Source organism: Colwellia echini (genome assembly GCF_002843355.2).
Classification (GTDB): Bacteria; Pseudomonadota; Gammaproteobacteria; order Enterobacterales; family Alteromonadaceae; genus Colwellia; species Colwellia echini.
On the sequence record NZ_PJAI02000014.1, the window covers coordinates 1 to 24,963 of the forward strand.

Below are 24,963 nucleotides of genomic sequence, written 5' to 3' on the forward strand. Positions count from 1 at the left end.
TTATAAGTTTTATGTTGTTTATTGCGCTCTCTATTTTTAGTTGAGCGTTTTTTTTTGCTCAAAAATTAAATGCCATTTAACCATTAAGTCATTTAGCCATTTAGCCATTTATATAGAAAATATGTATAAAATTAAAATGAACTAAATAGGAAAAGCACACTCTTACTTAATAGTAATATTATTCCCTGATGTTATAAATTTTATGTTGTTTATTGCGCTCTCTATTTATTAGTTGAGCGCTTTTTTTTGCCTTAAATTTTTTGTTTTACAATTCAGAGTGACTCATCGCTACTTTCTTCACACAATAACTTTTGTTACCTTAACTACGTAGATCAATATGTTGTGCAACTTAAGCATTACATTATTTTCAAAAACAAGGTTATCAAATGGACTTATTAGTTAAACAAAAATTTGAAAGTTACCCTAAAAACATCTCTGCTTTACTCAGTAAAATACGTGAATTGATTTTTATTACCGCTAAGCAGGACGGGATTTCAAATATAAACGAAACGTTAAAGTGGGGTGAGCCAAGTTATCTTTCTCCCATAGGAAGTACTATCCGGTTTGATTGGAAAGCTACAAAACCACAGCAATACTGCGTATATTTTAACTGTAAAACATCCCTTATTGAGACTTTTAAAGAAGTTTATGGTGATACTTTTATCTATGAAGGTAATCGAGCCATCGTATTTAACGTTGAGCAAGATCTGCCGATAATAGAATTAGCACACTGTATTTCTATGTCATTGCGATATAAAAAAATAAAACACTTAGCATTACTTGGCGCGTAATATTTATAGCCATATGACCTCATACTTCGCTTTATACTTTATTCATGCCTTCGTAATACTCGTAACGCCTTACCTGATAGTTTATTAGTGGACTACCTAAGCACTTTTAAACTTTTATATAATTTAATTAAATAAAATAAAATAAAAATTGAACTAAATCTCATAACAGTACTCTTACTTAATAGTAAAGTTATTCCCTGAATGTTTTATGTTTTTATATGTTGTTTGTTATGCGCTCTCTATTTTTAGTTGAGCGCTTTTTTTTGTCTTAAATTTAGCAAGTCTCAGAGAACGCTAAGAGGAAATTAGTAGCATTAAATATAAATGATGTTTTTTATAAAAATAATGAACTTATTGTGAAATGACTAGTCTTATCTATTGAAACAATCTTCCCTGGATAGTTTTCATTAGGTTTAAGTTTTCTTAAATATTTAACGCGTCAATTTGACGCGTTTTTTTTGCCTTCTATTTATCCCGAATTCAGGTTATTTATACATTATCATGGATGAAACTAAGGACTAAAGGTTTATGAGAAATAATCTTTGAGGAAATCGTCAAAGTTAAGTACATCACTCGCTTCTATATCAGCTTGGGCTTGGTGTGAAATAGGTACACTTTGCTCAAAATATTCTTGTGTATAGAATTGATAATCACGCACTTTTGCCCCTTGTTGATAGACTTTTGCTTTATCTAACGCATACTCAGTTAAACAGTTCTCTTGAATAATAGAAATTAGCTGAGCTGACGGTGTTAAACTAGAATCATTGATCTTAGCTTGCTCGCGAACTATTGCTTCATTGTATTTTGTGGTGCCATAGGCTTTATCTAACAAATCCGCCACTTGCTTCATCTCATTAAAGAGTTCATTACCCCAGGTACGAATAGATTTAAGGTTAACTTGCCCTTCATTATCACGATCTGACAATAATAACGTTGGATCACGACCACGTAGCACTACCTCATTCATATTCGATTTATGAATACCTTGGGCTTTACAGTCTAAATCACCATTTTCGATAAAGGCGCAGTAATTAAGAAAAATATCTAAAAAGTATATTTGTTCAACAGTAATACCAGTGTCGCTAAATGGATTAACATCAAGGGCTCTTACCTCAATATATTCAACACCACGATCACGCAACGCAGCTGATGGTTTTTCACCTGGTTTAGCTACACGTTTAGGACGAATAGGGGCATAGAGTTCATTTTCAATTTGCAGTACGTTGTCATTTAGTTGTTGATATTTTCCATCAACTTTAATGCCAATATCAGCAAACTGTGTTGATTTCAGTTTAATGGCTTGTTGAACGCCATCAACATAATCGTTTAAATTGTTATAACAGATCTTTAATGAGGCTTGCTCTTTACTGGTATAACCTAGATCACTCATTCGCAATGATGTAGCATGCTCAAGATAAAGCGCACCGGTAGGTGATTTTTTAAAAGGTAACTTATTCTCTTTGCCTTGTAAAAATGAGCCACAGATTGCTGGAGAACTACCATATAAATAAGGAATTAACCAACAAAAGCGAGTGTAGTTTCTTAAGATAGAAAAGTAACGCTCTGAAATAAAATCATCTAATGATAGTGGCTTAACTTCTATGGTTTGCTGTTTAGCATCATCGTGTAGTGTTTTATTTATCTTCCAGAAATCTTCTGAGAATGAGAAGTTAAAATGAATACCTGAGATCACTTGCATCATAGAGCCGTAACGATTTTTCAAACCTTGGCGATAAGCGGTTTTCATTCGCCCAATATTAGAACTGCCAAATTGCGCTAGCTGTATTTTAGCTGCATCGTCAACAAAACAAGGCATGCTCATTGGCCACAACAACTCACCGTTGATATTATCAAAAGTGTATTTTTGAATGTCTTGTAATTGCGCAATGGCTTGCTCAGGAGAGTGACTTACAGGCGTGATAAACTCAAGTAAGGTTTCTGAATAATCTGTGGTTATCTGATCGTGAGTCAATGCTGCGCCAAGCTGTTGATAGTGACCATGCTCCGAGAGTTTACCCTCAGGTAATATACGCAAAGCTTCTCGCTCTATGCCTCGGCCAATGCCAGCTACTGCTGCCAAATTTTCATTTTGGCTAAAAGCGCCAATATAATCAGTTAATGATATTGTCAAAATAGTTCCTATCTACTCAAGAGACACTCGAATGAAGAGCCTCTTGAGTAGCGAGTAAATGGTATAAAGAGAAAGTCCTTATTAGATCGCTATAAATAAGGGCTCTTTTTGTAATTTTCAATGCATGAAAGTTAATTCGCTATGACTTATTTAGCTAATTCTAAGTCAATCACTTGCAAATTAAGCGCCTCTAATTGTTGCTTAACTACTTGACCGTTGCCAACAACAATCCATTGCATAGGTTTCGCTAATTCTTTTGCTGCTATTTGGTTGAGCTCTTCAAGGCTAATAGTTGAGATAATTTCACTTTGTTGCTCACCGTAATTAGTGTCTAACTCAAACTGAAGTATGTGCCTTAAAAACCCACTTTTTTGGCTTGGCGTTTCAAAGCTTAACGCTTCACTTTGTGAAATAGCTTGGCGCATAAAAGTCGCTTCAGTGTCTGTTAAACCTTCTAATTGATAATTTTTTAGCTCTTTTTCAATTTCAATAATAGAATCAAAAGTATGCTCTTGTTTTACGCTAGTACCAACACTAAATCGACCCAGTGTTTTGCCGCCAGTATAATAGCTTGATGCGCCGTAAGTGTAGCCCTTTTCTTCTCGTAAATTTAAGTTAATTCGGCTATTAAAAGCACTACCTAACGGATAATTCATTAACGTCGCTTTAAAGTATTCACCGGTTGCATCGTAAAGCATTGCTGGACGAGACAAACTGATCACCGCTTGGCTAGCGCTCGGTAAATCAACAAAATATAATTTTTTAGGTGTTACTGGTGGAAAATTAAAATCTGACTCAATAGCGTAATCTTTACCTTGCCACGCTTTTAGTGGCCACAGTTTTTTCATAAAATCAGCTTTATCAATATCGCCAACCATCACTAAACTGGCTTTAGATGGTGAGAAGTAATTTTTATAAAAATCTTTAACATCATCAAGGTTTATGTTGCTAACTGTGCCAATAGTACCACTATCAGGCAAACCAAAACGATTACTTTCACCGTAAGTTACTTGTTTTAAAGCACGGTTTGATAATGTTTTAGCATCTTTATTACCTTGCTCTAAACTTTGCAATAATTGATTTTTTACTCGGTCAAAATCTGCTTGAGAAAATTCAGGTTTGAACATCATTTCATTCATTAATGCTAAGGTTTGATCAAGGTTTTTAACCAAACTATTTACTCTAACATAAGTATTACGGCCACCTGCACCAATAGAAATATCGCTACCAAGTAATGCTAATTCATTCGACAATTGCTCTTTAGAGTGCACTGTTGTGCCTTCATTCATTAAGGCTGCAGTTAAACTCGCTAAACCAGCTTTATCAACAGGATCGAGTAACACACCACCATCTAAACTAAGTAACAAACTTACAGTTGGCGTTTCACTGTTTTTGGAGGCAATTATTTCAATGCCATTAGCAAAATTTTCACGCCATAAGCTTGGCACAATCACTTGTGGGTTACCTCCTGAGGTTGGCATTATCGAGCGGTCAAAGTCGCTAACATTATGCATTATTGGAGTATCAAGCTCGGCAAGGGTTGGAGGGTTGCTCACATCGGGTAGTACAAAGTTGTCGGCGCGCGTTACTAATGTTTCTTGCCCTACAGGCACTATTGATAATACCGCAGCACCTTTACCTTGAATATATTGCTTGAAAACACGCATAACATCGGCTTTAGTAACATTATTATAGCGCGCTAGCTCTTGTTCGGTGAAGTTGGCATTGCCCAACAATGTTTCAAAACCTGCTAGTTTAGAAACCTTACCAGAAACACTTTGCAAACCATAAATAGTACCGGTTTCGATACTTACTTTAGTTTTAATTAAATCATCATCATTAACGCCACGCTGTTCAAATTCAACTAAAGTGTCATTAATTACTTTTTCAATATTTGCCAAACCTAAGCCCTGTTGTGGGTTTGGTAAAGCATAAAAACTCATTTGACAGGCGAGTTCACGGCATGGATGGCTTGCGCCAGCTTGTACAGCTATACCTGTTTTTACCAGATTTTTATAAAGTAATGAGGTTGGTCCATTACCTAGAATATTCGCTAACACATCTAATGCGGCTTCGTCTTGATGCATACCATAAACCGTTGGGAAACTGATATACAATAACGGTAACGAGACATTATCAGTCATCGAGTAGTAACGGTTTTCATCAAGCGTTACTACAGTTTTTTCAATACTTTCTACTTCAGGGCCGGTATTAAGATTACCAAAGTATTTATTAACCCAAGCCAAAGTTTGTGCTTCATCAATATCTCCACCAATAGTTAATACCGCATTATTAGGGCCATACCAACGAGAAAAGAATTCTTTTAAATCGGTTACACTACCATTATCAAGATCACTCATATAACCAATAGTTGGCCAAGAATAAGGATGTTCACGTGGGAAAATCATCTGATTAACGGTTTCATTTAATCGACCATAAGGACGATTATCAACATTTTGGCCACGTTCATTTTTTACCGTCGCACGCTGAACTTCAAAGGTTTCCGCGGTAATAGCGTCAAGTAAAAAGCCCATGCGATCAGACTCAAGCCACAACATTTTTTCTAATTGGTTTTTCGGCACGGTTTCAAAGTAATTAGTACGGTCTGAGTTAGTTGTACCGTTTAGGTTACCACCGCTTTGGGTTACTACTTTAAAATGCTCTTCATCAGCAACATTTTGTGAGCCTTGAAACATCATGTGTTCAAAGAAGTGGGCAAAACCTGATTTACCTAATTGCTCACGGGCAGAGCCAACATGATAAGTTACGTCAATATGCACTAAAGGATCAGAGTTATCTTGGTGTAAAATCACCGTCAAACCATTTGCCAATTTATACTTTTTAAAAGGAATATTAATCGTATTAGGATTAGCTTTAACCGTTTCAACTAAGGTTACGCCTTTTGGTAAAGACATTGACTCTTGACTTGTACAGGCAAATAGAAAAGTACTAGTTACGGCAATTGTTGTGACTTTAAGGGTATTTAAAAGTTGTGCACACAAACGGGTTTGAAAATATGTTCGCAAAATAACATCCTGTAAAAAGAGTAAAGAGTTCAAGTTTCAATTATCATAACAAACAAGCGAGCTTAAAGGTTAAATTAAATGTTTAAAATTATTGCACAACACCCTGACTTTATTGTGGTTAATAAAGAGGCTGGAGTTAATTTTCACGATGAAGGGGAGATAGGGACAGGACTGCATTCTTTAGTTAAAGCACAGTTAAAGACTCAAAGCTTAACAACTGAAGCAGTAGAGCTGTTTCCAGTACATCGCTTAGACAAAATGACTTCTGGTTTGGTGATATTTGCCAAAAATTTAGCTGCAGCCCAAGCCTTTGGTATACTTTTTAGCGAACACCTAATAGAAAAATACTACTTGGCTATCGCAGATAAAAAACCCGTTAAAAAGCAAGGGTTGATCAAGGGCGATATGGCGAAAAGTCGACGAGGTATGTTGAAGTTATTACGCTCCATGGTAAATCCTGCAATCACCCAGTTTTTCTCATATTCAACCATAAATAAACAACGTTTATATTTGTTAAAACCTCATTCAGGAAAAACTCACCAATTACGCGTAGCTCTTGCCAGCATTGGCGCACCTATAATTGGCGATCCTTTATATTACAGTCAATCGGTAGCAGACAGAGGTTATTTACATGCCTATGCGTTGCGGTTTGATTATTTAGGTGATTCGTTCGAATTTATTTGCCCACCAGCGAGTGGGGAATATTTTCTAGAGGAAAGTGTTTCGGTGCAACTAGCTGAAATAAAAAAGCCTTGGTTAGTAAAGTGGCCAAAGCTTTAATCAGAATGATCTCCACCGCTTTTTGCACTTTAAATTTTTAATTTTACACTCTTGAGTTCTTCTGTATAAAGATGGTAGAGCAAAGTAAAACAACATAAAAATAATAGAAAAATAACACCGAAAAATAAGATAGTTACAGTGAGTGAATAAACACTAACGCGATAGCCGTAGGACAAACAAACTTTACATACCAAGGCCATATTTTCCAAAAAAATGAGTTTTCAACATTCAAGTGGCCTTGTTTTATTTCAGCTAAAATATCATTTCTATGCCAGATCCAACCAACAAAAATACAACAGAACATGGCGATCAACGGCTGTCCATATTGAGTTGATAATATTGCAACAAAATCTAACATCCAGCTCAAATTAAGCACAATAACAATACTCAACATTAAAATAACCAAGCCAATATAAGTGGTCGCTTTTTTTCGTGCTAGCTTATGGCGCTCAACCGCAAATGAAACGGGTCCCTCAAGCATAGAAATTGACGAAGTTAGCGCTGCAATAGACATTAAAACAAAAAATCCAAAGGCAACAAATAAACCAGCCGCCCCCATGTTAGCAAACAGCGCAGGTAATACCGTAAACACTAAGCTTGAACCAGAAATTAAACTGCCATCTTCAGCAAAAATACTCACCCCTTGCGCTTGAGCAACATACATGGCTGGAATAATTAATAGCCCAGCAAGAAAGGCAATGGAAACATCAATTAAAGTCACTTGTGCGCCAAGGCTGACTAAGTTTTCTTTTTTCGCGATGTAAGAGCCGTAAATAATCATCACACTGGTACCCAATGATAATGAAAAAAAGGCTTGCCCCAATGCGCTTATTAATAATTCTGGATCGAGCACTCGTGAAATATCAGGATTTAAATAGGCAGCAAAACCGGCTTGTGCACCATCTAAGGTGAATACATATAAAATTAATAACACCAATAAAGCAATTAGCATAGGCATTAATCGTTTCGACCATTTTTCTATGCCCTGCTCAACACCACGGCGAATAATAATAATAGTTAAGCCAACAAACGTGGCAGTAAAAAATATATTTCGCGGTATGGAGTGCATGACCATCCAATCAGCTTGATTTGCAAGTCCAACTAATCGTGCTAACGGTTCAACCGCGTAAGACATCATCCAACCAGCAATTATTGCATAAAAGCTTAAAATAAGTGCCGCACAGATAATACCGCCAAAACCAACTGCAAAACCAAAGCGCTTTTGCCAAGGATTACGCGCAATTTTTTGCATACTTGTTACGGCGTTTGCTTGCCCATAACGACCAATTAATAGCTCAGCCATAAAAGCGGGATACGCCAAGAAAAATGCGAGAACGAGGTAAACCAGCACAAAGGCTGCACCACCATTACTCGCGGTTTGGGTAGGAAAACCCCAGATATTACCTAAACCAACGGCCGATCCTGCCGCCGCCATAATAAAACCTAAACGCGAGCTAAAGCCGCCTCTTGAAACACTCATGATTTTCCTAGTATTATTTTTATTTGAAAACAAATAATACCAAATGAAGATGATTGATTCATTATTTCAATTGGTATAAAACTTTCTCGTTGTTCGGTAAGGCGCTTGAATAAGTAATAGCCGACTTGTGTGATTGAAAGCAACGATGTGATTGGATATGTAGACTGTTTTAAAATGATCACTTAATTAACCTGAGTTCGGGATAATGAAAGTGAGTAGAATAATAATATCAATCACTTAGGATTTTACCTTTACAATAGTTTTAATTATTCGTAGTACAAGGCAGGAAAGCGAAGCCAATAACGGGTTATTGGGAGCTTTCATAACGAAGTAATACGGGTAATTAAGGCTGTTGTAGCATTTTGCTTATCCCGAACTCAGGTTAATTAGTGTAATTGGTATAACTCCCTATATAGAGTATCTAATAATCAACAAAATTGGCAAAAATGTAAAAGCCCTGTTGGTGCATATTACAACTTGCATCAACAGGGCTTTAAATTTGGTGACTCATCTTATTTACGTTATAAAATTACTTACTCAAAAGTTAAAGTAAACTCCCCTTCTATATCTTCATTATGGCCTATTGTTGAGGTAACAGAAAAATTATAATCCGCTTGAATGTTTTGCATCGTATTATCAAAGTCAAAATTTAGAGTGCCAAAATGACTTTCCTTGAGGTCACTTATCTCAGGTAATACACTTGTAGAAACAGCAGCATAGTTTTCTCTAAAAATATTAGTGCTTAACGAGGAAAAACCTGACGTGGGAAGCTTATCTATCAGGAATGATAACAATAAAGGATTACCTTGATATTCTGTTGCTAAGTAGATAGTGGAGGCCGTATTTTGCTCAACTAAGGTGTCGGTAGTATCAAACAATTTTACTTCTGCGGTGATTACAGTTCCGCAAGCTTGTGTTGTTGTTTCAAGCTCATCATAACTATCAAATTTAATATTAAGTTCGGCATTATATTGCTGACGATCATCGCTCTTTTTTCTATAGACGTTTGTTGCAACAATTTCATCACCACACATGCGCTCGAATCTAAAAGTATTCTCATCTTGTCTAATATTCAGAGTGCTCTCAGCATCATCACAACCAAAGTTTGGTTGGAAATCTGCAATATTTATCACCTCTTCAATGCTACTTCCACATTGTGAAATAGTCATTTCATTAGTAGATGCGTTTGTCTCTATAATCGTTGTCACACTTTGTGCTTGGCTCTTAATTAAAATCGTTCCAGAGCTATCGGCTGTTTCTCAATAGCTAATTCCAATTCGCTATACCAAGTACTTCCTTCAGTAATAGCCTCGAAATTTAAAGCAGGTACTGTAGGTAAGTTTATATCAGGGGAAATACCTTTATTTTCAGTGATGTTTTCAATGCTACTCACATTTACAGAGGTCAATTCCCTGCTAAAGCCAAAGGTTTTACTCACTGAACTATCAACATCTACCTGAACTGATATTGACGTAAAATTATCAGTTGCTGGCGCTGTAAAGGTAATCGTATCGCTGCCTTGACCGGTAAAGTCAATATCATCTGAAACTTGCCAAATAAAGCTAATATCTTCGGCCCCATCACCTGATGTATTTAAGCTTAGAGTGACTGTATCCCCTTCATCAACAGCCATAAATGAAGGCAATTCTGTGTAGGTGACTGTAGGGGTTGTGGTATCTATTGGTGTTGAAGAGTCACTACCGCTACAAGCTGTTAACAGACTCATGGATAAAGCGAAAAATGGCACTAAACACATTCTTAGTGATGACAAGTTTTTCATAAAATTCCTTTTTATATTATATAAGATAAAGCAAATAACTCTTAACGTTCAATCTGACTCATACAAGTTAATTGGCCATCAAACCTGTTTGTTTATGCTAAGAAACTAACATATTTTAACGTGATGAAACGTTCTTCGTTGTAACGATTTTGTAACTAGCACTCTATTTAAGATTTAAAGTCACTCACAAGCGTATTTAATGAGATTGGTATAAGTACCTTAAACTGTTAACGCAAATAAACTCACACCTACATTAATTTTTTGTAGACAGGAGTTTATTCGCGCTAGTGTTTAATAGTTAACAGTTGTTAGTTGTAGTTATTATTCCGCTTCAGGACGCATGTGCGGGAACAAAATAACGTCTTTAATTGATGGCGAGTCAGTAAATAACATCACTAAACGGTCAATACCAATACCTTCACCAGCTGTTGGTGGTAAACCGTATTCAAGTGCGTTGATGTAGTCTGCATCATAGTGCATTGCTTCATCATCACCGGCATCTTTTTCTGTTACTTGTTTTTGGAAACGTTCAGCTTGATCTTCTGCATCGTTAAGCTCAGAGAAACCATTCGCTAATTCACGACCACCAACGAAGAATTCAAAACGGTCGGTGATGAATGGATTTTCATCGTTACGACGCGCAAGTGGAGAAACTTCCCATGGGTATTCTGTGATGAATGTTGGCTGGTCTAATAAATGCTCAGCTACTTCTTCAAATATTTCACAAATGTATTTACCTGGACCCCATACTTTAGACGCTTCATTTTCTTTAACGCCTACAGCTTTAGCCATGGCTTTAATTGCGTCGAAGTTATTTTCTGGGTCACGTAATGCCGCTTCATCAAAACTTTCAGCACCACGATGATCTTTACCGTAAGTTAAAATAGCATCAACCATTGATAAACGAGCAAACGGCTTACCAAGGTCATAGAACTTCTCTTCTACAACTTCGCCATCGCTATTTTTAACCGTATTACGAATAGTCGTAGTACCTAAAACATCTTGCGCAATAGTACGTAACATTTCTTCGGTAGTGTTCATTAAGTCATGGTAATCAGCGTATGCTTGGTAGAATTCAATCATGGTGAATTCTGGGTTATGGCGCGTTGAAATACCTTCGTTACGAAAACTTCTGTTAATTTCAAATACGCGATCAAAGCCACCAACCACTAAACGCTTTAGGTTAAGCTCTGGTGCAATACGTAAGTACATATCTAAGTCAAACGTGTTGTGATGCGTCATAAATGGTTTAGCTGTAGCGCCACCAGGAATGATTTGCAACATTGGCGTTTCAACTTCCATAAAGTCACGTTGTGTTAAAAAGTTACGAATACCAGCAACAATTTTTGAACGGATTTTAAAGGTGTTACGCGTGTCTTCGTTAATAATTAAATCAACATAACGCTGACGGTATTTCATTTCTTGATCTGATAAACCGTGGAATTTTTCTGGTAATGGACGTAAAGACTTAGTTAATAACGAATACTCATCCATGTTCACGTAAAGGTCACCTTTACCTGATTTATGTAAAATACCTCTAATACCTACGATATCGCCAATATCTAAAGAGCCCCATTTTTCACGGATTTCTTTTTGTACTGTTTTTTCAGCGTAACCTTGGATGCGACCAGATGAATCTTGAATAACTAAAAATGGACCACGCTTAGCCATGATGCGACCAGCAATAGCATAAGTTACTTGAAGCGCTTCAAGCTCTTCTTTAGTTTTTTCACCATGTTCAGCTTCAATGTCTGCAGCTAAATGTTCACGATTAAAATCGTTTGGGAAACCATTTGCAGTAGAGTTTGAGCGAATTTTTTCAAGCTTTACGCGGCGCTCTGCAATCAGTTTATTTTCATCTTGTGCTATGGGTGCATTATTGGCTTTAGTGGCTTTATCTGTCATTTTACTTCCAAAGTTGTCTTTAATTTATTCAATAGTTTCAGAGACGTTTCAATAGTTTTATAAGCCCGACTTCAAACTGGCTTCTAAAAATTTATCTAAATCCCCGTCTAATACGGCCTGGGTATTTCTGTTTTCAACACCCGTTCTTAAATCTTTTATGCGACTATCATCGAGTACATAAGAGCGGATTTGACTGCCCCACCCTATATCTGATTTGCCGTCTTCTAATTCTTGTTTGCCTTCATTTTTCTTTTGTATTTCCATTTCATACAGTTTGGCTTTTAACAACTTCATCGCAGTTGCGCGGTTTTTGTGTTGCGATCTGTCAGCCTGACAAGCAACTACAGCCCCTGTTGGAATATGAGTAATACGAATTGCAGAATCGGTTTTATTAACATGCTGACCACCGGCACCTGATGCACGGAATGTATCAGTACGTAAATCAGCAGGGTTAATGTCAATTTCGATATTGTCATCAATTTCAGGATAAATAAATGCTGAAGCAAATGAAGTATGACGACGACCTGATGAGTCAAATGGCGATTTTCGCACTAAACGATGGACACCCGTTTCAGTGCGTAACCAGCCAAAAGCAAATTCGCCCGTATACTTTATAGTACAGCCTTTAATTCCTGCTACATCACCGTCGGTTACTTCAAGCGCTTCGGTTTTATAACCGTGCGCTTCGCCCCAACGTAAATACATGCGCATTAACATTTCTGCCCAATCTTGAGCTTCAGTACCGCCTGAGCCAGATTGAATATCTAAGTAACAGTTACTTGCATCTTGCTCACCCGAAAACATGCGACGAAACTCAAGTTTTTCTAATACGGCGTCTAATGCAGCGGCTTCATTTCCTGCGTCATCGAAAGTTTCTTGATCTTCTTCTTCAACCGCAAGTTCAACTAAATCTGCAATGTCGGTACAACAATTTTCAAGTTCGACAATGGTTTTAACTACTTCTTCTAAAGCACTTCGCTCTTTGCCTAAAGCTTGAGCACGCTCAGGGTCATTCCAAATTTCAGGAGATTCTAATTCACGTGATACTTCAACTAAGCGTTCAGCTTTAACGTCGTAGTCAAAGGTACCCCCTAAGCAAGTTAGCACGCTCACGGATTTCTTTTAATTTACTTAATATCGGATTTGTTTCGAACATATCGCTTCAAATAATTCATTTAATGAGCTGTCTATGAGCGTTTACGAGTAATATCGTTTGCGGTTATTTAGTATTGAAACTGGCACAGCAAAGAATCACAGGAACGACAAAGACAAATAGTCGCGCATTGTACCGTAATTTACAGGGTAAATAAACGACTATAAAACAGAGAAAACAGTTAATTTTATGATCCAAATTAAGCCTATAACGAGGTAAGCACTTCAGGAAACTAAGCGCAGTATATTGATAGTAGATGATTGGGGTTAACGAATAAGATTAAATGGCTATTTAACCTGAACACTACCTGAACACTGGAACCAAAAAAGCCGCTAAAATAGCGGCTTTCAATGTTAGTAAACTGTAACTATAAGATTATTTTCAATAATCTTATAGTAAACGTTATGAGTTAGTTCTTTTTCTAGCGACAACAAGACCAGCTAAACCAAATAACATTAATGCAATTGCACTTGGCTCAGGAATAGCGTTGATACTAACATCGTCAAAGAAATTACCTGTAGTGTCATTTATATCATCTAAAGATGTAAAACTTAACGTAGACAAAGCTGATGAAGCTGTAAATATATAGCTATAATCAGTCCAACTACCTGTAACATGACTACTTACGTTATCAGTTACATTACCAACTGAAACTGCAAACGCTTGATTACCACCACCGCTACGCTTTTGAGCAGCAAAGTTTAGTTCATAAGTTGTACCAGCAACTGTTGCAAAGTCCTGAGAAATTGCATAAGAACTTGTACCATCACCACCATGAGCGTTAAGCTCTAAAAAGTAATTTAAATCATCGGCAATTACACTGTTAAAACCACTTTTCCAAATCTCAACATTTTGAGTATCATCCCAATTAGGAATTGAAGCGTAATACTTCCAAGTAGTAGGCAATGTATTATTACCTACATCTTCAAAACTACCGTTTTGAATTAAATTTGCTTGTGCTACGCCAGTTAAGGCTACAGTTAACGCAAATACACCAATTAATTTATTTATAACTTTCATTTATTCATCCTTAGTCTTACTACGACCATAATACGATTGTTATATAAAGAGCACATTTCATGCCACATATGTACAATATTGTATTGTAAGGATTTTATATCTACCATAAAATAAAACTGTAAAATAAGCTGACACTTAAAGTAACTACTTCAGTTTATTGCTATATACTCGCTCTGATTTCATAAGCTTTATTTAAGAATAACATCAGGCACATAATTGCTAATTTTTACAGGAAGCTTTAACACTAAGCGCTTACGAGCAGTTTGCCAAAAGGCTGATAATAACAATAATAGCGCGCCCATTAAAACGCCCGTTAATGCAAAGCCATAACCAATACCACCATAAGTATTAACTAACGAAGTCAGCGCGTAAATAACATATACCAGTGAAGAAACCATAAAAGCACGACGGTCAATCACTAGTGATATCACCGTCATTAATATATACAAGATGATCACTAAGGCCATGTTAAATAGACTTTCGTTACCACTAAGTACACCTAAACTAGAAAATATAGGGTGAATAATTAATGGCGCTGCCGCCAAGTGTAACCAAAAAGCTACATCTGATTTTCGTGTTACTCGTTTTGTATCAGCACAATCCCAATACATAGCCAACACAAAGGCAGCAACTCCACAACTAAATAAAATAACAAGCAACCATTGTTGCGTGCTTGGGAATAGTTTCAATAAGCTTGAAATAATTAAAGCAATCGCAGCAACAGTGCCTGCAGCAACGGTAATAGGTACTTTAAAGCGTAACCAGTGAAGATAAGCTGCTATAGTTGATGCCGCAGCCGAAGCTATAAGGGATGCTTGAGATGTTGTGGCAAAGAAAGTTCCTGCTAATACAAATACGCCGCCAACAAATGAAACTAATAATAAAATAGCGGGTAATGACATTTTTCGTTTTAACACAAAAAACTCAGATAATCCCCAAGATAAAGCAATAAAAGTAACCAAACCAAAAGTTTCGTTAAACGGTTTCAAAACAAAAATGGACGAGAATAACAATAATAAACAGGCAATTAAAACAAAAATATCATTAAAGCCACCAACCAATCTAAAGTTTTCTTCGTCGACACTTTGTCTATTTTTTAATGATACTACCGATGCTTTAAATTCATCAACCGCTTGCGAAGTGAATATGCCATTTTCTACCGCTTGATTTAAATCTTTATCACTGTACATCTAATTTTCTCTGCGTTATGTCTGTTACTAAACGGTTAAATAGTGCGTCTTTATTTTTAGATTAGGGAAACTTTATAATTTATTAAGCTGGTATTGCTGCTGTACACTTTTGCCTAAAGCGGTAATTGACCAAATCTCTCCATTGGTGCCATCGGCATTTTTAGTGAGACCTTTAGCCATTAAGCTGTGTAGATAATCGATAATTTCACTTTTATGAATACCTGTTTCACTCGCAATAGTATTGGCATAGCGCCATGTGTAACCTTGTTTAAGTAAACAAGCTAGTATGCAATTTTCGTCATGGTTTAAATTTTGTTGTGCTTTGGCTTCTGCTTTTTGTTCTATTGTTGGCTCTGTTTGGCTTTCTAACATGGTGTGCACCATTTTCATTTCTGCCTCAAACCCTGCGCCTTTGAACTTCGACATTTTGTCGATATTGGCAAATGCTAAGCCAATAGCGCCAGCTACAATAGCAAGACCCATTTCAGCGGCAAGCGACATAAATCCGTAAATAGAACTTATAACTAGCAACATTATAAATGAGCAAATTTGAAAGATTATTTTGATAGTAAACTCCTTTAGCTGTTGTAGCTAATTCATGATCATTCAACAATAATAATAACAATAAAACTAATTCATCGTTCAACGGTAACAAAATAATTACTAACGTTAATTGATTCTTTTTATACCAATTCCGCTAAGGTGGTGGTCTATTTTATCCTCTAAAAAAATGACCACATATGTAATGGTAATTAGTATTACTAAGCAGTGCGAAGATCTTCAATCATCAATTGCACCGTGCGTTTCCCACGAAATTCATTCACATCTATACGATAAGCTAAATGCACTTGTTTCGCTTGAGTATTTGGCCAGGCTTTTACATCAACATTAAAAGCGATTCCGTCAAACACTTTGCCGTTTTTCTCTACGACTAATTTTAAATGCTTTTCCCCGACAATACGTTGTTGTACTAAACTAAAAGTATCGTCAAATAACGGCTCTGGAAAATTTTGTCCCCAAGGACCCGAGTCACGTATTTTTTCAGCAAATTCAAGCGTTAATAAGTTAACACTTAATTCGCCATCAGACAGAATAATACTGTCTAAATCTTCTGGCTTTAACCATTTACCTGCCAAGCGATCAAACTCTTGTTGAAATTTTTCAAAGTCTTGTTGTTTAATAGTCAAACCTGCCGCCATAGCATGACCACCAAATTTACTAATGAGCCCTGGATTTTGACTGTCAATATGCTCCAATAAATCACGAATATGTAAACCAGGAATAGAGCGTGCTGAACCTTTTATCTCAGCTGTATTAAAATCAGTATCATCTTCCTTCGATTTGGCAAATACGATACAAGGTCGATGAAACTTTTCTTTTAATCGCCCTGCAACAATACCAATAACGCCTTGATGCCAGTCAGCCTGAAAAAGTGAAATGGCATTCGGTAAATTTTCCTCATCAAAGTTAAGTGAAGTAAGCACTCGCTCTGCCTCTTGCTGCATACCTTGTTCAATTTCTCGACGAGTTTTATTTAAATCATCAAGCTCTGCTGCCATGACTCGCGCACTCGATAAATCTGGAGCTAACAAACAATTAATGCCGTATGCCATGTCATCTAAACGCCCAGCTGCGTTAATTCTTGGTCCTAAGGCAAAACCAAAATCACTAGCAACTAATCGTTGTTGGTTTTTATTAGCTATTTCTATTAGCGCTTGAATACCTGGGCGAGTTTTTCCGGCTCGAATACGTTTTAAACCTTGTTCCACTAATATACGATTATTCGCATCAAGTGACACTACATCGGCAACTGTGCCTAACGCAACTAAATCTAATAACTGCGCAATATTAGGCTCAGCAACACCTTGCTCGGCAAAGTAATTTTGCTCACGGCAATATTTACGCAAAGCAAGCATTAAATAAAAAGCAACGCCTACTCCTGCAAGTGATTTACTGGGAAAATTACAACCATGTTGATTAGGGTTAACAATAGCATCGGCAATAGGTAATACATGCCCTGGAAGATGGTGATCTGTAACAATAACCTGCATATTCAAATCTTTGGCGCGCTTAACACCCGCAATACAACTAATGCCGTTATCAACAGTAATGAGCATTTCGGCTTTTTGCTCTGCTGCAATATCAACAATTTCAGGAGTTAAGCCATAACCATATTCGAAACGATTTGGCACAATAAAATCATGGTTGTTACTACCAAATAGGTTTAACGCCGTAATCATTAACGCCGTACTTGTTGCGCCATCAGCGTCAAAGTCACCAACAATAATAATACGTGTTTTATTTAACAAGGCTTGATGTAATAACTGACAAGCATTGTCCATTCCCATCAAAGCTGTTTCTGCAACCATACCCTGTAAATGAGCCACGTTAAGCTCTAATTCATCTGCTGATTGCATACCACGGCTTGCATAAATTTGTTTGATAATTTCAGGTAAGCTATCAGGTAAATAGCTCGTTGAAACTTGAGCTCGACGAATAATTTTTTTACTCATTGTGTATTCTCGGTTGAGTCGGTTGCACTAGTATTTTTGGGTGGATTTAAATATAAAAAAAGTACTTGATGAAAATCAGCAAGTACTTATATATATACTCAAGCCACTTCAAAGTGCTCGTTTCTGTATTTTGAAGTGGCTTGGGTATAAGCTATTTATCACGTTAACTTGTGATGGTAATCCAAGTCACAAAATATATTGATTTAAATAGTTTTTAACGCTTGTTCTAATTGTGCTGGTGGTTGGTAGCCAGGGATCATAGTGCCATCAGACAAAATAATAGCGGGCGTACCACTAACACCTATTTGACGGCCAAATTCATACTCAGCCTCAACCGCCGTTTCACAAACTTTATAGGTAACACCTTTACCTAATTTAGCGTCGGTTAACGCTTTAGGCGCATCATCACTACACCACACAGAGCGTAAATCTTTATAACCTTGGCTTAAGTTACCACTTTTATCTGTGATCCCACCTCGAGGAAACGCTAAATACCTAACAGTAATGCCACGTTCATTATAGCCGTCAATTTCACCATGCATCTTACGGCAATAACCACAGGTAATATCAGTAAAAACGGTTACTACATATTTTTCGTCTTTAGCTTTATAAACAATCATGTCATCTTTAAAAGCATTTAAACCGTTAAGTCTAATTTCAGCTAGACGACTTTCGGTTAAATCGACTACGCCATTTGCTAAGCCATAAACTTTACCATGAATTAAAAAGTCACCATCAAAAGTTGCGTAGAATAAACCTTGTTCAGTTAACACAGAGGCAATACCTGGCATTGGCGTTTTGGCAACTTCAATAACGCTCATCCCTAGGCTTTGAGCGAATTTTTCTTTTAATAAATCAACATCAAGCACTGTTGCGCTAGTTGATTTAGCTATAGTTGCAGGAGCACCTGAAGAGGGAGCTGCAATTGCCTTGGTCAATAAAAGCGGTAACGTTAATGTGGCAAATATAGCCGTTAACAATAAATTTTTGTACATAATAGTTCCTAACAACGACAAACAATAAAAGTAATAGATCTAGTAAAAACGTACATTACTTAAAATAGACCTAGTTATACGCAAAGAAATTACAGCCCTAGGGCATTTATTGCAACTTAAAATAGCCTTTATATTGAATTAACTTGTAAACAAAGATGAATGTTTTTGCTAAAATCTCGTTTAAATTCCTGCAACTTACCTAAATTTTGGAAATTGAATAATGAAAATTGGTTTATTTTATGGTTCAACCACTTGTTACACTGAGATAGTTGCTGAAAAAATTCAGGAAATTATAGGCTCTGATTTAGTTGATATATTCAATATTAAAGATCAACCTTTGGCGTTATGCCTTGATTATGATTTTATCATTTTTGGTATTTCCACTTGGGATTACGGTGAAATCCAAGAAGACTGGGAGTCTATTTGGGGTGATATTAATCAACTAGATTTGACCGATAAAATCGTTGCATTATACGGTATGGGCGATCAAGTTGGTTATGCTGATTGGTTTCAAGATGCTTTAGGTATGCTGCATGACCAAGTCGTCATGCAAGACGCTAAGGTGATAGGTTATTGGCCAACTCAGGGGTATGAATTTACCGCCTCAAAAGCATTAAGCAGCGATGGTAACCAATTTGTTGGTTTAGCCTTAGATGAAGATAGTCAATACAGCTTAACTGATGAGCGTTTAGATACTTGGTGTGAACAAATATTGGTAGAATACAGCGCGTTACTTTAATAAAAATATTGTTGTAAATTTTATAGACTAAAGGTTTCTATACAGAATTATAACTCATATACAATAAAGGGTTACAGCAAAGGCTAAAACCACTATAATTGCCACCATATTTATCCTTAATGAATTATTCCCCTATGTTTGAGAAATTTGATCTAGACTCAGAATTACTAGCCAGTATACAAAAAATTGGTTACACCAAGCCTACCTCAATTCAAGAACTTGTTATTCCTGAAGCTATGGCTGGTAAAGATGTTATGGCATCAGCACCAACAGGCACAGGTAAAACAGCCGCTTTTTTATTACCCGTTGCGCAGCATTTATTAGATTACCCACGCACTCAACCGGGCTTTCCTCGTGTACTGATTTTAACTCCTACACGTGAATTAGCGATTCAAATAGGTGAAGATAGTAAGCAACTCACCGAGTTGACTAAAATTAAAACAGGGGTGATCACAGGTGGTGTAAATTACGGTAGCCATGCAGACATATTAACCTCAACTACCGATATTTTAGTGGCAACACCTGGCCGATTAATGGAGTACATTGAAAACGAGCAGTTTGATGCTCGCGAAATTGAAATTCTCATTTTAGATGAAGCCGATCGCATGCTAGACTTAGGCTTTAGCGAAACCATCAATCGCATTGTTGCTGAAGCGCGCTGGCGTAAACAAACCATGTTGTTTTCTGCAACATTAGAAGGCGCAGGTGTTTTACGTTTTGCTAAAGAAGTACTCAATGATCCTGTATTTTTAGAGTCTTCACCGTCACGTAAAGAAAAAGCGGTTATTCACCAATGGCTTCATTTAGCTGATAACACGAACCATAAACTAGCCTTACTGGTTAAGACTCTAAAACAAGAAGGTGTTAATCGTACTGTTGTGTTTGCAAACAAGCGTGAAACGGTACAAACCCTATCAGGTAAGCTTTACGCTGAAGAATTACCATGTGTTTGGTTAGAAGGTAAGATGCCTCAAGACAAGCGTAATAAAGCAATAGAGCGTTTTAAAAGTGGCGAGATAAAGGTATTGGTAGCAACTGATGTTGCCGCTCGTGGTTTAGACATAGACGATATTACTCACGTAATTAACTTTGATATGCCGCGTAAGGTAGATATCTATATTCATCGCATTGGCCGTACAGGACGTGCTGGTAATAAAGGTACTGCTATCTCTTTGGTTGAAGCACATGATATGGCGGTTGTTGGTAAAATTGAACGTTACACTAAAGAGCGCTTACAACGCCGGGTTATTCAAGAGCTACGTCCTAATAACAAAGAATCTCGAGTTGTTAATAAAAAAGCAAAAATTAAATTAACAACAGCCCAGAAAAAGGCCAAAGCTAAAAAACAAGTGAAGAAAAAAGCAAAACGAGTTAAATCTTAAGCGTCATAAAAATTGAATGTTTTCTTCACATTGACTTGTTATAGTAAATAAGCATTTAATTTTAACTTAATGTGTTAAATAACAGTTCACTTATGTAGTTTTAACAACTGTTACGATTTTACGTATAACTTACTATATGTAATAACACGATAAAATAAAGCCATCAACTTTATAATAGTAACTACATGATAAATAAATCCTTAAAATCAAATAGAACATTACAACGCGCAACTAATTTAAAAAAATCTATTGCCGTTGTCGCATCACTCAGTATCTCACTTATCAGCTCAGCTTTCATTAATGCGCAAGCAAATGAACAAAATATGAGTAATGATAATACCCAGCCAGAGATCAGTATTTATAATCCTTTCGATTTTGCTGATTTATATCACAATGACCAAGGTACTTACTTAAGATTATCAGGTCGACTACAACTTGATTCTACATGGTTAGAGAGTGATCAAGGCGATTATAATGAAATTGTATGGCGACGATTTCGCTTTGGGGTAAAAGCTGGGCATGGTAACTTTGAAGCTACATTGAAAGCCGATATCAATTTAAACAATCCAATAGGCGATATGTATACGCGCTTAACCGACGCCAATATAAGTTGGTTAATGAGCCCAAGAACAGAACTGAAAATATTAAAACAATCAGCTGGCTTCACTTTAGATGGTAAAACCTCATCAAAACTTTTACTTACTCCACAACGTAATAATCTAAGTGCTAATTTATGGTTTTCTGAAGAATACTTTACTGGTATTACCCTAAAAGGAGCCCTTACTGAAAGCTGGTCATATAATACAGGTATATTCTCTGGTGATGGTGACGCTGAGATATCGATTCAAAATGGCGGTTCATTCTTATTATTGTCAACAGCCAAATCATTAACAAGTAATGATTTATGGGATAGTGCTGAAATTAGTTTTGATTATGTATATAACGACAACAAAGTTGGCTCTTATACTACAAACTTTTCTCAAATTATTAGCAACTCAAATAAGTTTAATAGAAACAAGTGGGGGTTGCAGACCGATCTTTCGTGGGGTAAAGGAGATGCTGGACAAAACGCTTTAACTCAAGGCGGTATTCCGCAAAGTGATGTATTTGGACTTGTGCTAATGCCAACTTACCAAACTAACGAAGTCATTCAATGGGTGGCACGCTACACCTATCTTCATAGTAATGAAGATAACGGTTTATTTTTGGAACGATACGAAAACAGAGTTGTTGCCGGTAAAGGTAATCAATATCAAGAGTATTTTGGCGGGGTAAACTGGTTCTTAAATGGACAAAAACTTAAACTTCAAGCGGGATTAAAGCATTCAAAAATGATTGATGATGCCAATGATGGCGGCGCTTATGATGGCTGGGACCTTACCCTAGCATTGCGTACTTTTTGGTAATATTAAGACGTTATTAAAAATCACTTATACCTGTTTGATATTTTTTCCTATAGGCCTATAGACCTATAGATAAGCTGAGTTCGGGTATAGCGATATCAACCATTTGTACTCACGCATATTCAATAGTTTTAATTATTCGTAGTTCAAAGCGAGAAAGCTCCCAATAACATGTTATCGGGAGCTTTCATAACGTAGCTAAGCTAAACATAGAAAAATACAGATCATTAAAGCTGTTGTAGCATTTTTACCCCTAACTCATGTTAGATACATATTTTTATCAATTGCGATGAGCTGAGCCTAACCAAACAAATCCCCAAGTTTACCTTTCAGCTTATCTTTGGCTTTGTCTTTTACTTTATCTTCTAACTTTTGCTGTTGTTGTTTAACAATGTCAGAATTTTGCAAGTCTTCAAATGCTTTATCGGTATCTGTTAATAAAGCTTCTAAGTCAAGCAGCTCTGCGGTTTGGCTATCACCAAGTTTTAAAGCGCTAGCTAACTTTTCATTCAATCCTTTATTCACTTTCTCTTTGAATTCACCTAACTTCCCAGCAACCTGTTGAGTAAAGGCGCCTGTTAAGGCATCATTTAATGAAGAGGCAATACTAAAGTTTGGCTTATCAAGCTCACCTGTAATACCCACATCAAGTGTTAATTTATCTAGTGACTTAACTGTATCCAGTAATAACTCGGTCACTTTAGAGCTTGCTTCACCTTGATAGCTGGCTTGCGAAAGTGATATGTTATTCATCGACTCAACGTTAGTATTTTTAAAGTTAAAAATTCCTTTACCATCAAATTGCGCTTCACTTAATGTTAACGATAAAGTGTTATTACTGGTTAGCTCTGCATCTTCTAATGTGCGGTCGTTGATTAACCATTCACCGTCAGCGTTAAAATCACCAGATTCAGTTAAGTTAAACTGGCTGGTTAGCGTAAACTCGCCATTCGATACAGAGCTAACATTAATAAGGCTGTTTTTGCCTCTATACCAATGTTGATGCGTTAACTCACTACCCGTAACTTCAATATCACCTTCTGCTGATAAGATAGAGAAAAACAATTTTTTTACTAACACTGAAGGTAGTGGGTTTTCTTCATCAAAATAAATAAAACGACCTTCTGCATGAGTTTTTACATCTACAATCTCTTCTTCGCTGTCTGAGCCTCCTAAGAAAGGTGATACTTGCTCATAAGCCCATAATGCTTTTTGCGTGTAGCCACGTGCTGCTTCACCAAAAAGAATATGCGCAAAATCTTCGGTATCAAGACTGTCTAATTGATACTTATCTTCTATTACTTGCCAGTCTTTACCTGGTGCAGATTTTAAATCTAAGGCTTGTTGAGCTAACAAGTTTTTACTGTCTATTACTTGTTGTTTAGCACTTTTCACTAATGCTTGATCAGCTTTAAATTCAGCTTTGATATCATCAAACGCTGTTTTAATTTTTTCAATATCCGCTAATGTTTTAACTTCCATTTTACCTAAGGCTTTAACTTTATCTTGATAAGATTTCAGTTTATCTTTAGATGGTAACTTTTCTTTAAGGGCTTTAATTTTTACTTGCTCGGTTTTATAGCTTTCTTGTAATTGCGTTGCCGCTTTTACTGTCAGTAAGTTGCTGTCGTTAAGTAAGGTTTTAACATCAGGTAACTCCATGTCAACTTCTGGCAACATCCCCTTAGCTTTATCAGAAAAGCTTTCGCCCTCCTCTACCGTTTCATCGTCAATATAAACTTCACCAGGCTTTTCTCTAACTGTTGATAACGCCAATTGACTCACGGTTAACTCATCAATTATGACTTTACCGAACAGGTATTCCCATACATCAACGCCTGCAGTAGCACGTTGAAAACTAAACAAGTTATGTGCAGGCATTTCTTTATCAGTAACTTGCATGCCAATAACACTAATTTGTAAAGGAGAAAAACCTAGCTCAACATCAGCTATATTCACTTCAGCACCAAAGGCACTTTCACTAGCACTAACAATGGCTGACTTAGCTAAACTCTCTGCAAACAAATAACAGAATACTATGATTAACGCACTTATTATAAAAAAAGCAGCCATGCCCTGCCAACGGATAAAACGTGCCATTATAACGCTCCTTTAGTTAAGCTAGAGTCACCTGAAAATGTGTTATATAAACTATAAAATTTTGATGCTTTAAGCGCTTGTACAATTCTGAATTTGGCAAAGAACGTCATAATATGTACGCGGTACTTTTCAATGATAATCTTACTGATGAAATAGACAGGAATGCAAAGTAAAGTGCCTAACACAAATGCACCTAATACATAGGTATGATGCCAATGTGCTAACTTGAAAATACCAAACTGGTAAAGCATGGTGAAAAAGTCATTCAATTCAGGTTTAGTTAATATGAACTCACCCACTTGAACAATATAAGGTGAAAGCAAATAGCTTACCCCTGAGAAAAAACCAACAGCTAAAATAAAGCTACCTAAGTGTACTCGAACAAGTAACACAAAGAAGATAATAACAATATTATGTAAGGTGAATATTGGTGATAAACCTACTAAAAACCCCAACGCGATGGCGAGAGCAATTTGTCTGATTGAGCTATCACCATTTAAAGCACTTAATAGCTTTGCAAGTAAAGTTAACATGTAACCTCCTGTTAAAATGTTTAAATTGACTGACAATCAATT

The 24,963-nt window shown here is 36.6% G+C and carries 19 protein-coding genes; 5 read left to right on the plus strand and 14 right to left on the minus strand.

Annotated features, from left to right (window positions below; all coding sequences use genetic code 11):
- Positions 1 to 386: 386 nt before the first annotated feature.
- A complete protein-coding gene (locus CWS31_RS12135; protein WP_101343626.1) occupies positions 387 to 791 on the plus strand; it encodes a DUF1801 domain-containing protein in 405 nt (134 codons plus the stop codon).
- Positions 792 to 1,317: 526 nt separating this feature from the next.
- Here CWS31_RS12135 and gshA read toward each other — a convergent pair.
- Positions 1,318 to 2,922: a glutamate--cysteine ligase gene (gshA, locus tag CWS31_RS12140; RefSeq protein WP_101343625.1), complete on the minus strand. Its 1,605-nt coding sequence runs from the start codon at positions 2,920 to 2,922 to the stop codon at positions 1,318 to 1,320.
- 146 nt (positions 2,923 to 3,068) lie between these two features.
- Entirely contained in the window at positions 3,069 to 5,837 is a 2,769-nt protein-coding gene (locus CWS31_RS12145; protein ID WP_425457530.1) for a M16 family metallopeptidase, read from the minus strand.
- Positions 5,838 to 6,026: 189 nt separating this feature from the next.
- Here CWS31_RS12145 and CWS31_RS12150 point away from each other — a divergent pair, with 189 nt between their 5' ends.
- Entirely contained in the window at positions 6,027 to 6,728 is a 702-nt protein-coding gene (locus CWS31_RS12150; RefSeq protein WP_101343624.1) for a TIGR01621 family pseudouridine synthase, read from the plus strand.
- A gap of 133 nt (positions 6,729 to 6,861) precedes the next feature.
- On the opposite strand, the gene CWS31_RS12155 is transcribed toward CWS31_RS12150, so the two are convergent.
- The 10 genes from CWS31_RS12155 to dsbC form a co-directional block, all read right to left on the minus strand.
- Complete coding sequence (locus tag CWS31_RS12155) at positions 6,862 to 8,208, minus strand: sodium-dependent transporter (RefSeq protein WP_101343623.1); 1,347 nt, start codon at positions 8,206 to 8,208, stop codon at positions 6,862 to 6,864.
- Positions 8,209 to 8,741: 533 nt separating this feature from the next.
- Positions 8,742 to 9,416: a hypothetical protein gene (locus CWS31_RS12160; RefSeq protein WP_101343622.1), complete on the minus strand. Its 675-nt coding sequence runs from the start codon at positions 9,414 to 9,416 to the stop codon at positions 8,742 to 8,744.
- 20 nt (positions 9,417 to 9,436) lie between these two features.
- Entirely contained in the window at positions 9,437 to 9,988 is a 552-nt protein-coding gene (locus CWS31_RS12165; RefSeq protein ID WP_101343621.1) for a hypothetical protein, read from the minus strand.
- A gap of 321 nt (positions 9,989 to 10,309) precedes the next feature.
- Positions 10,310 to 11,893: a lysine--tRNA ligase gene (lysS, locus tag CWS31_RS12170; protein ID WP_101343620.1), complete on the minus strand. Its 1,584-nt coding sequence runs from the start codon at positions 11,891 to 11,893 to the stop codon at positions 10,310 to 10,312.
- A gap of 57 nt (positions 11,894 to 11,950) precedes the next feature.
- A protein-coding gene (gene prfB / locus CWS31_RS12175) for a peptide chain release factor 2 (protein ID WP_101343619.1) occupies positions 11,951 to 13,049 on the minus strand; the annotation gives its coding sequence in 2 pieces (ribosomal slippage) (positions 11,951 to 12,973 and positions 12,975 to 13,049; 1,098 coding nt in all).
- A gap of 399 nt (positions 13,050 to 13,448) precedes the next feature.
- Positions 13,449 to 14,066 (minus strand): DUF642 domain-containing protein, encoded by a 618-nt coding sequence (locus tag CWS31_RS12180; RefSeq protein ID WP_101343618.1) that lies wholly within the window; start codon positions 14,064 to 14,066, stop codon positions 13,449 to 13,451.
- A 188-nt stretch (positions 14,067 to 14,254) separates the two neighbouring features.
- On the minus strand, positions 14,255 to 15,256 hold the full coding sequence (locus CWS31_RS12185) for a hypothetical protein (protein ID WP_101343617.1): 1,002 nt from the start codon (positions 15,254 to 15,256) through the stop codon (positions 14,255 to 14,257).
- A gap of 72 nt (positions 15,257 to 15,328) precedes the next feature.
- Positions 15,329 to 15,757, minus strand: coding sequence for a hypothetical protein (locus tag CWS31_RS12190; protein ID WP_101343616.1), 429 nt, complete (start codon positions 15,755 to 15,757; stop codon positions 15,329 to 15,331).
- 260 nt (positions 15,758 to 16,017) lie between these two features.
- On the minus strand, positions 16,018 to 17,769 hold the full coding sequence (gene recJ, locus CWS31_RS12195) for a single-stranded-DNA-specific exonuclease RecJ (RefSeq protein WP_101343615.1): 1,752 nt from the start codon (positions 17,767 to 17,769) through the stop codon (positions 16,018 to 16,020).
- A gap of 203 nt (positions 17,770 to 17,972) precedes the next feature.
- Positions 17,973 to 18,764, minus strand: coding sequence for a bifunctional protein-disulfide isomerase/oxidoreductase DsbC (gene dsbC, locus CWS31_RS12200; RefSeq protein ID WP_101343614.1), 792 nt, complete (start codon positions 18,762 to 18,764; stop codon positions 17,973 to 17,975).
- A gap of 220 nt (positions 18,765 to 18,984) precedes the next feature.
- On the opposite strand from dsbC, the gene fldB reads away from it, so the two are divergent.
- The 3 genes from fldB to CWS31_RS12215 all read left to right on the plus strand — a co-directional run bounded on the left by fldB (position 18,985) and on the right by CWS31_RS12215 (position 22,291).
- Positions 18,985 to 19,503, plus strand: coding sequence for a flavodoxin FldB (fldB, locus tag CWS31_RS12205; protein ID WP_101343613.1), 519 nt, complete (start codon positions 18,985 to 18,987; stop codon positions 19,501 to 19,503).
- 134 nt (positions 19,504 to 19,637) lie between these two features.
- Entirely contained in the window at positions 19,638 to 20,885 is a 1,248-nt protein-coding gene (gene srmB, locus CWS31_RS12210; protein ID WP_101343744.1) for an ATP-dependent RNA helicase SrmB, read from the plus strand.
- A 185-nt stretch (positions 20,886 to 21,070) separates the two neighbouring features.
- Positions 21,071 to 22,291 carry a hypothetical protein gene (locus CWS31_RS12215; RefSeq protein ID WP_101343612.1) on the plus strand — a complete coding sequence of 407 codons (1,221 nt, stop codon included), beginning with the start codon at positions 21,071 to 21,073 and terminating at the stop codon, positions 22,289 to 22,291.
- Positions 22,292 to 22,588: 297 nt separating this feature from the next.
- Here CWS31_RS12215 and CWS31_RS12220 read toward each other — a convergent pair whose 3' ends face one another.
- Together CWS31_RS12220 and CWS31_RS12225 are read right to left on the minus strand one after the other, a co-directional pair.
- Entirely contained in the window at positions 22,589 to 24,388 is a 1,800-nt protein-coding gene (locus CWS31_RS12220; RefSeq protein ID WP_101343611.1) for a TIGR03545 family protein, read from the minus strand.
- Positions 24,388 to 24,921, minus strand: coding sequence for a TIGR03546 family protein (locus CWS31_RS12225; protein WP_101343610.1), 534 nt, complete (start codon positions 24,919 to 24,921; stop codon positions 24,388 to 24,390). Before CWS31_RS12225 ends, CWS31_RS12220 begins: the two co-directional genes overlap by 1 nt.
- Positions 24,922 to 24,963: the final 42 nt, after the last annotated feature.

What these genes read in the sequence shown, in the direction of transcription:
- CWS31_RS12135 (WP_101343626.1), top strand. Translation starts at nt 387, where the DNA reads ATGGACTTATTAGTTAAACAAAAATTTGAAAGTTACCCTAAAAACATC.
- CWS31_RS12145 (WP_425457530.1), bottom strand. Translation starts at nt 5,837, where the DNA reads ATGTCTTTACCAAAAGGCGTAACCTTAGTTGAAACGGTTAAAGCTAAT.
- CWS31_RS12150 (WP_101343624.1), top strand. Translation starts at nt 6,027, where the DNA reads ATGTTTAAAATTATTGCACAACACCCTGACTTTATTGTGGTTAATAAA.
- CWS31_RS12155 (WP_101343623.1), bottom strand. Translation starts at nt 8,208, where the DNA reads ATGAGTGTTTCAAGAGGCGGCTTTAGCTCGCGTTTAGGTTTTATTATG.
- CWS31_RS12165 (WP_101343621.1), bottom strand. Translation starts at nt 9,988, where the DNA reads ATGAAAAACTTGTCATCACTAAGAATGTGTTTAGTGCCATTTTTCGCT.
- lysS (WP_101343620.1), bottom strand. Translation starts at nt 11,893, where the DNA reads ATGACAGATAAAGCCACTAAAGCCAATAATGCACCCATAGCACAAGAT.
- CWS31_RS12180 (WP_101343618.1), bottom strand. Translation starts at nt 14,066, where the DNA reads ATGAAAGTTATAAATAAATTAATTGGTGTATTTGCGTTAACTGTAGCC.
- CWS31_RS12185 (WP_101343617.1), bottom strand. Translation starts at nt 15,256, where the DNA reads ATGTACAGTGATAAAGATTTAAATCAAGCGGTAGAAAATGGCATATTC.
- CWS31_RS12190 (WP_101343616.1), bottom strand. Translation starts at nt 15,757, where the DNA reads ATGTCGCTTGCCGCTGAAATGGGTCTTGCTATTGTAGCTGGCGCTATT.
- recJ (WP_101343615.1), bottom strand. Translation starts at nt 17,769, where the DNA reads ATGAGTAAAAAAATTATTCGTCGAGCTCAAGTTTCAACGAGCTATTTA.
- dsbC (WP_101343614.1), bottom strand. Translation starts at nt 18,764, where the DNA reads ATGTACAAAAATTTATTGTTAACGGCTATATTTGCCACATTAACGTTA.
- fldB (WP_101343613.1), top strand. Translation starts at nt 18,985, where the DNA reads ATGAAAATTGGTTTATTTTATGGTTCAACCACTTGTTACACTGAGATA.
- srmB (WP_101343744.1), top strand. Translation starts at nt 19,638, where the DNA reads ATGTTTGAGAAATTTGATCTAGACTCAGAATTACTAGCCAGTATACAA.
- CWS31_RS12215 (WP_101343612.1), top strand. Translation starts at nt 21,071, where the DNA reads ATGATAAATAAATCCTTAAAATCAAATAGAACATTACAACGCGCAACT.
- CWS31_RS12220 (WP_101343611.1), bottom strand. Translation starts at nt 24,388, where the DNA reads ATGGCACGTTTTATCCGTTGGCAGGGCATGGCTGCTTTTTTTATAATA.
- CWS31_RS12225 (WP_101343610.1), bottom strand. Translation starts at nt 24,921, where the DNA reads ATGTTAACTTTACTTGCAAAGCTATTAAGTGCTTTAAATGGTGATAGC.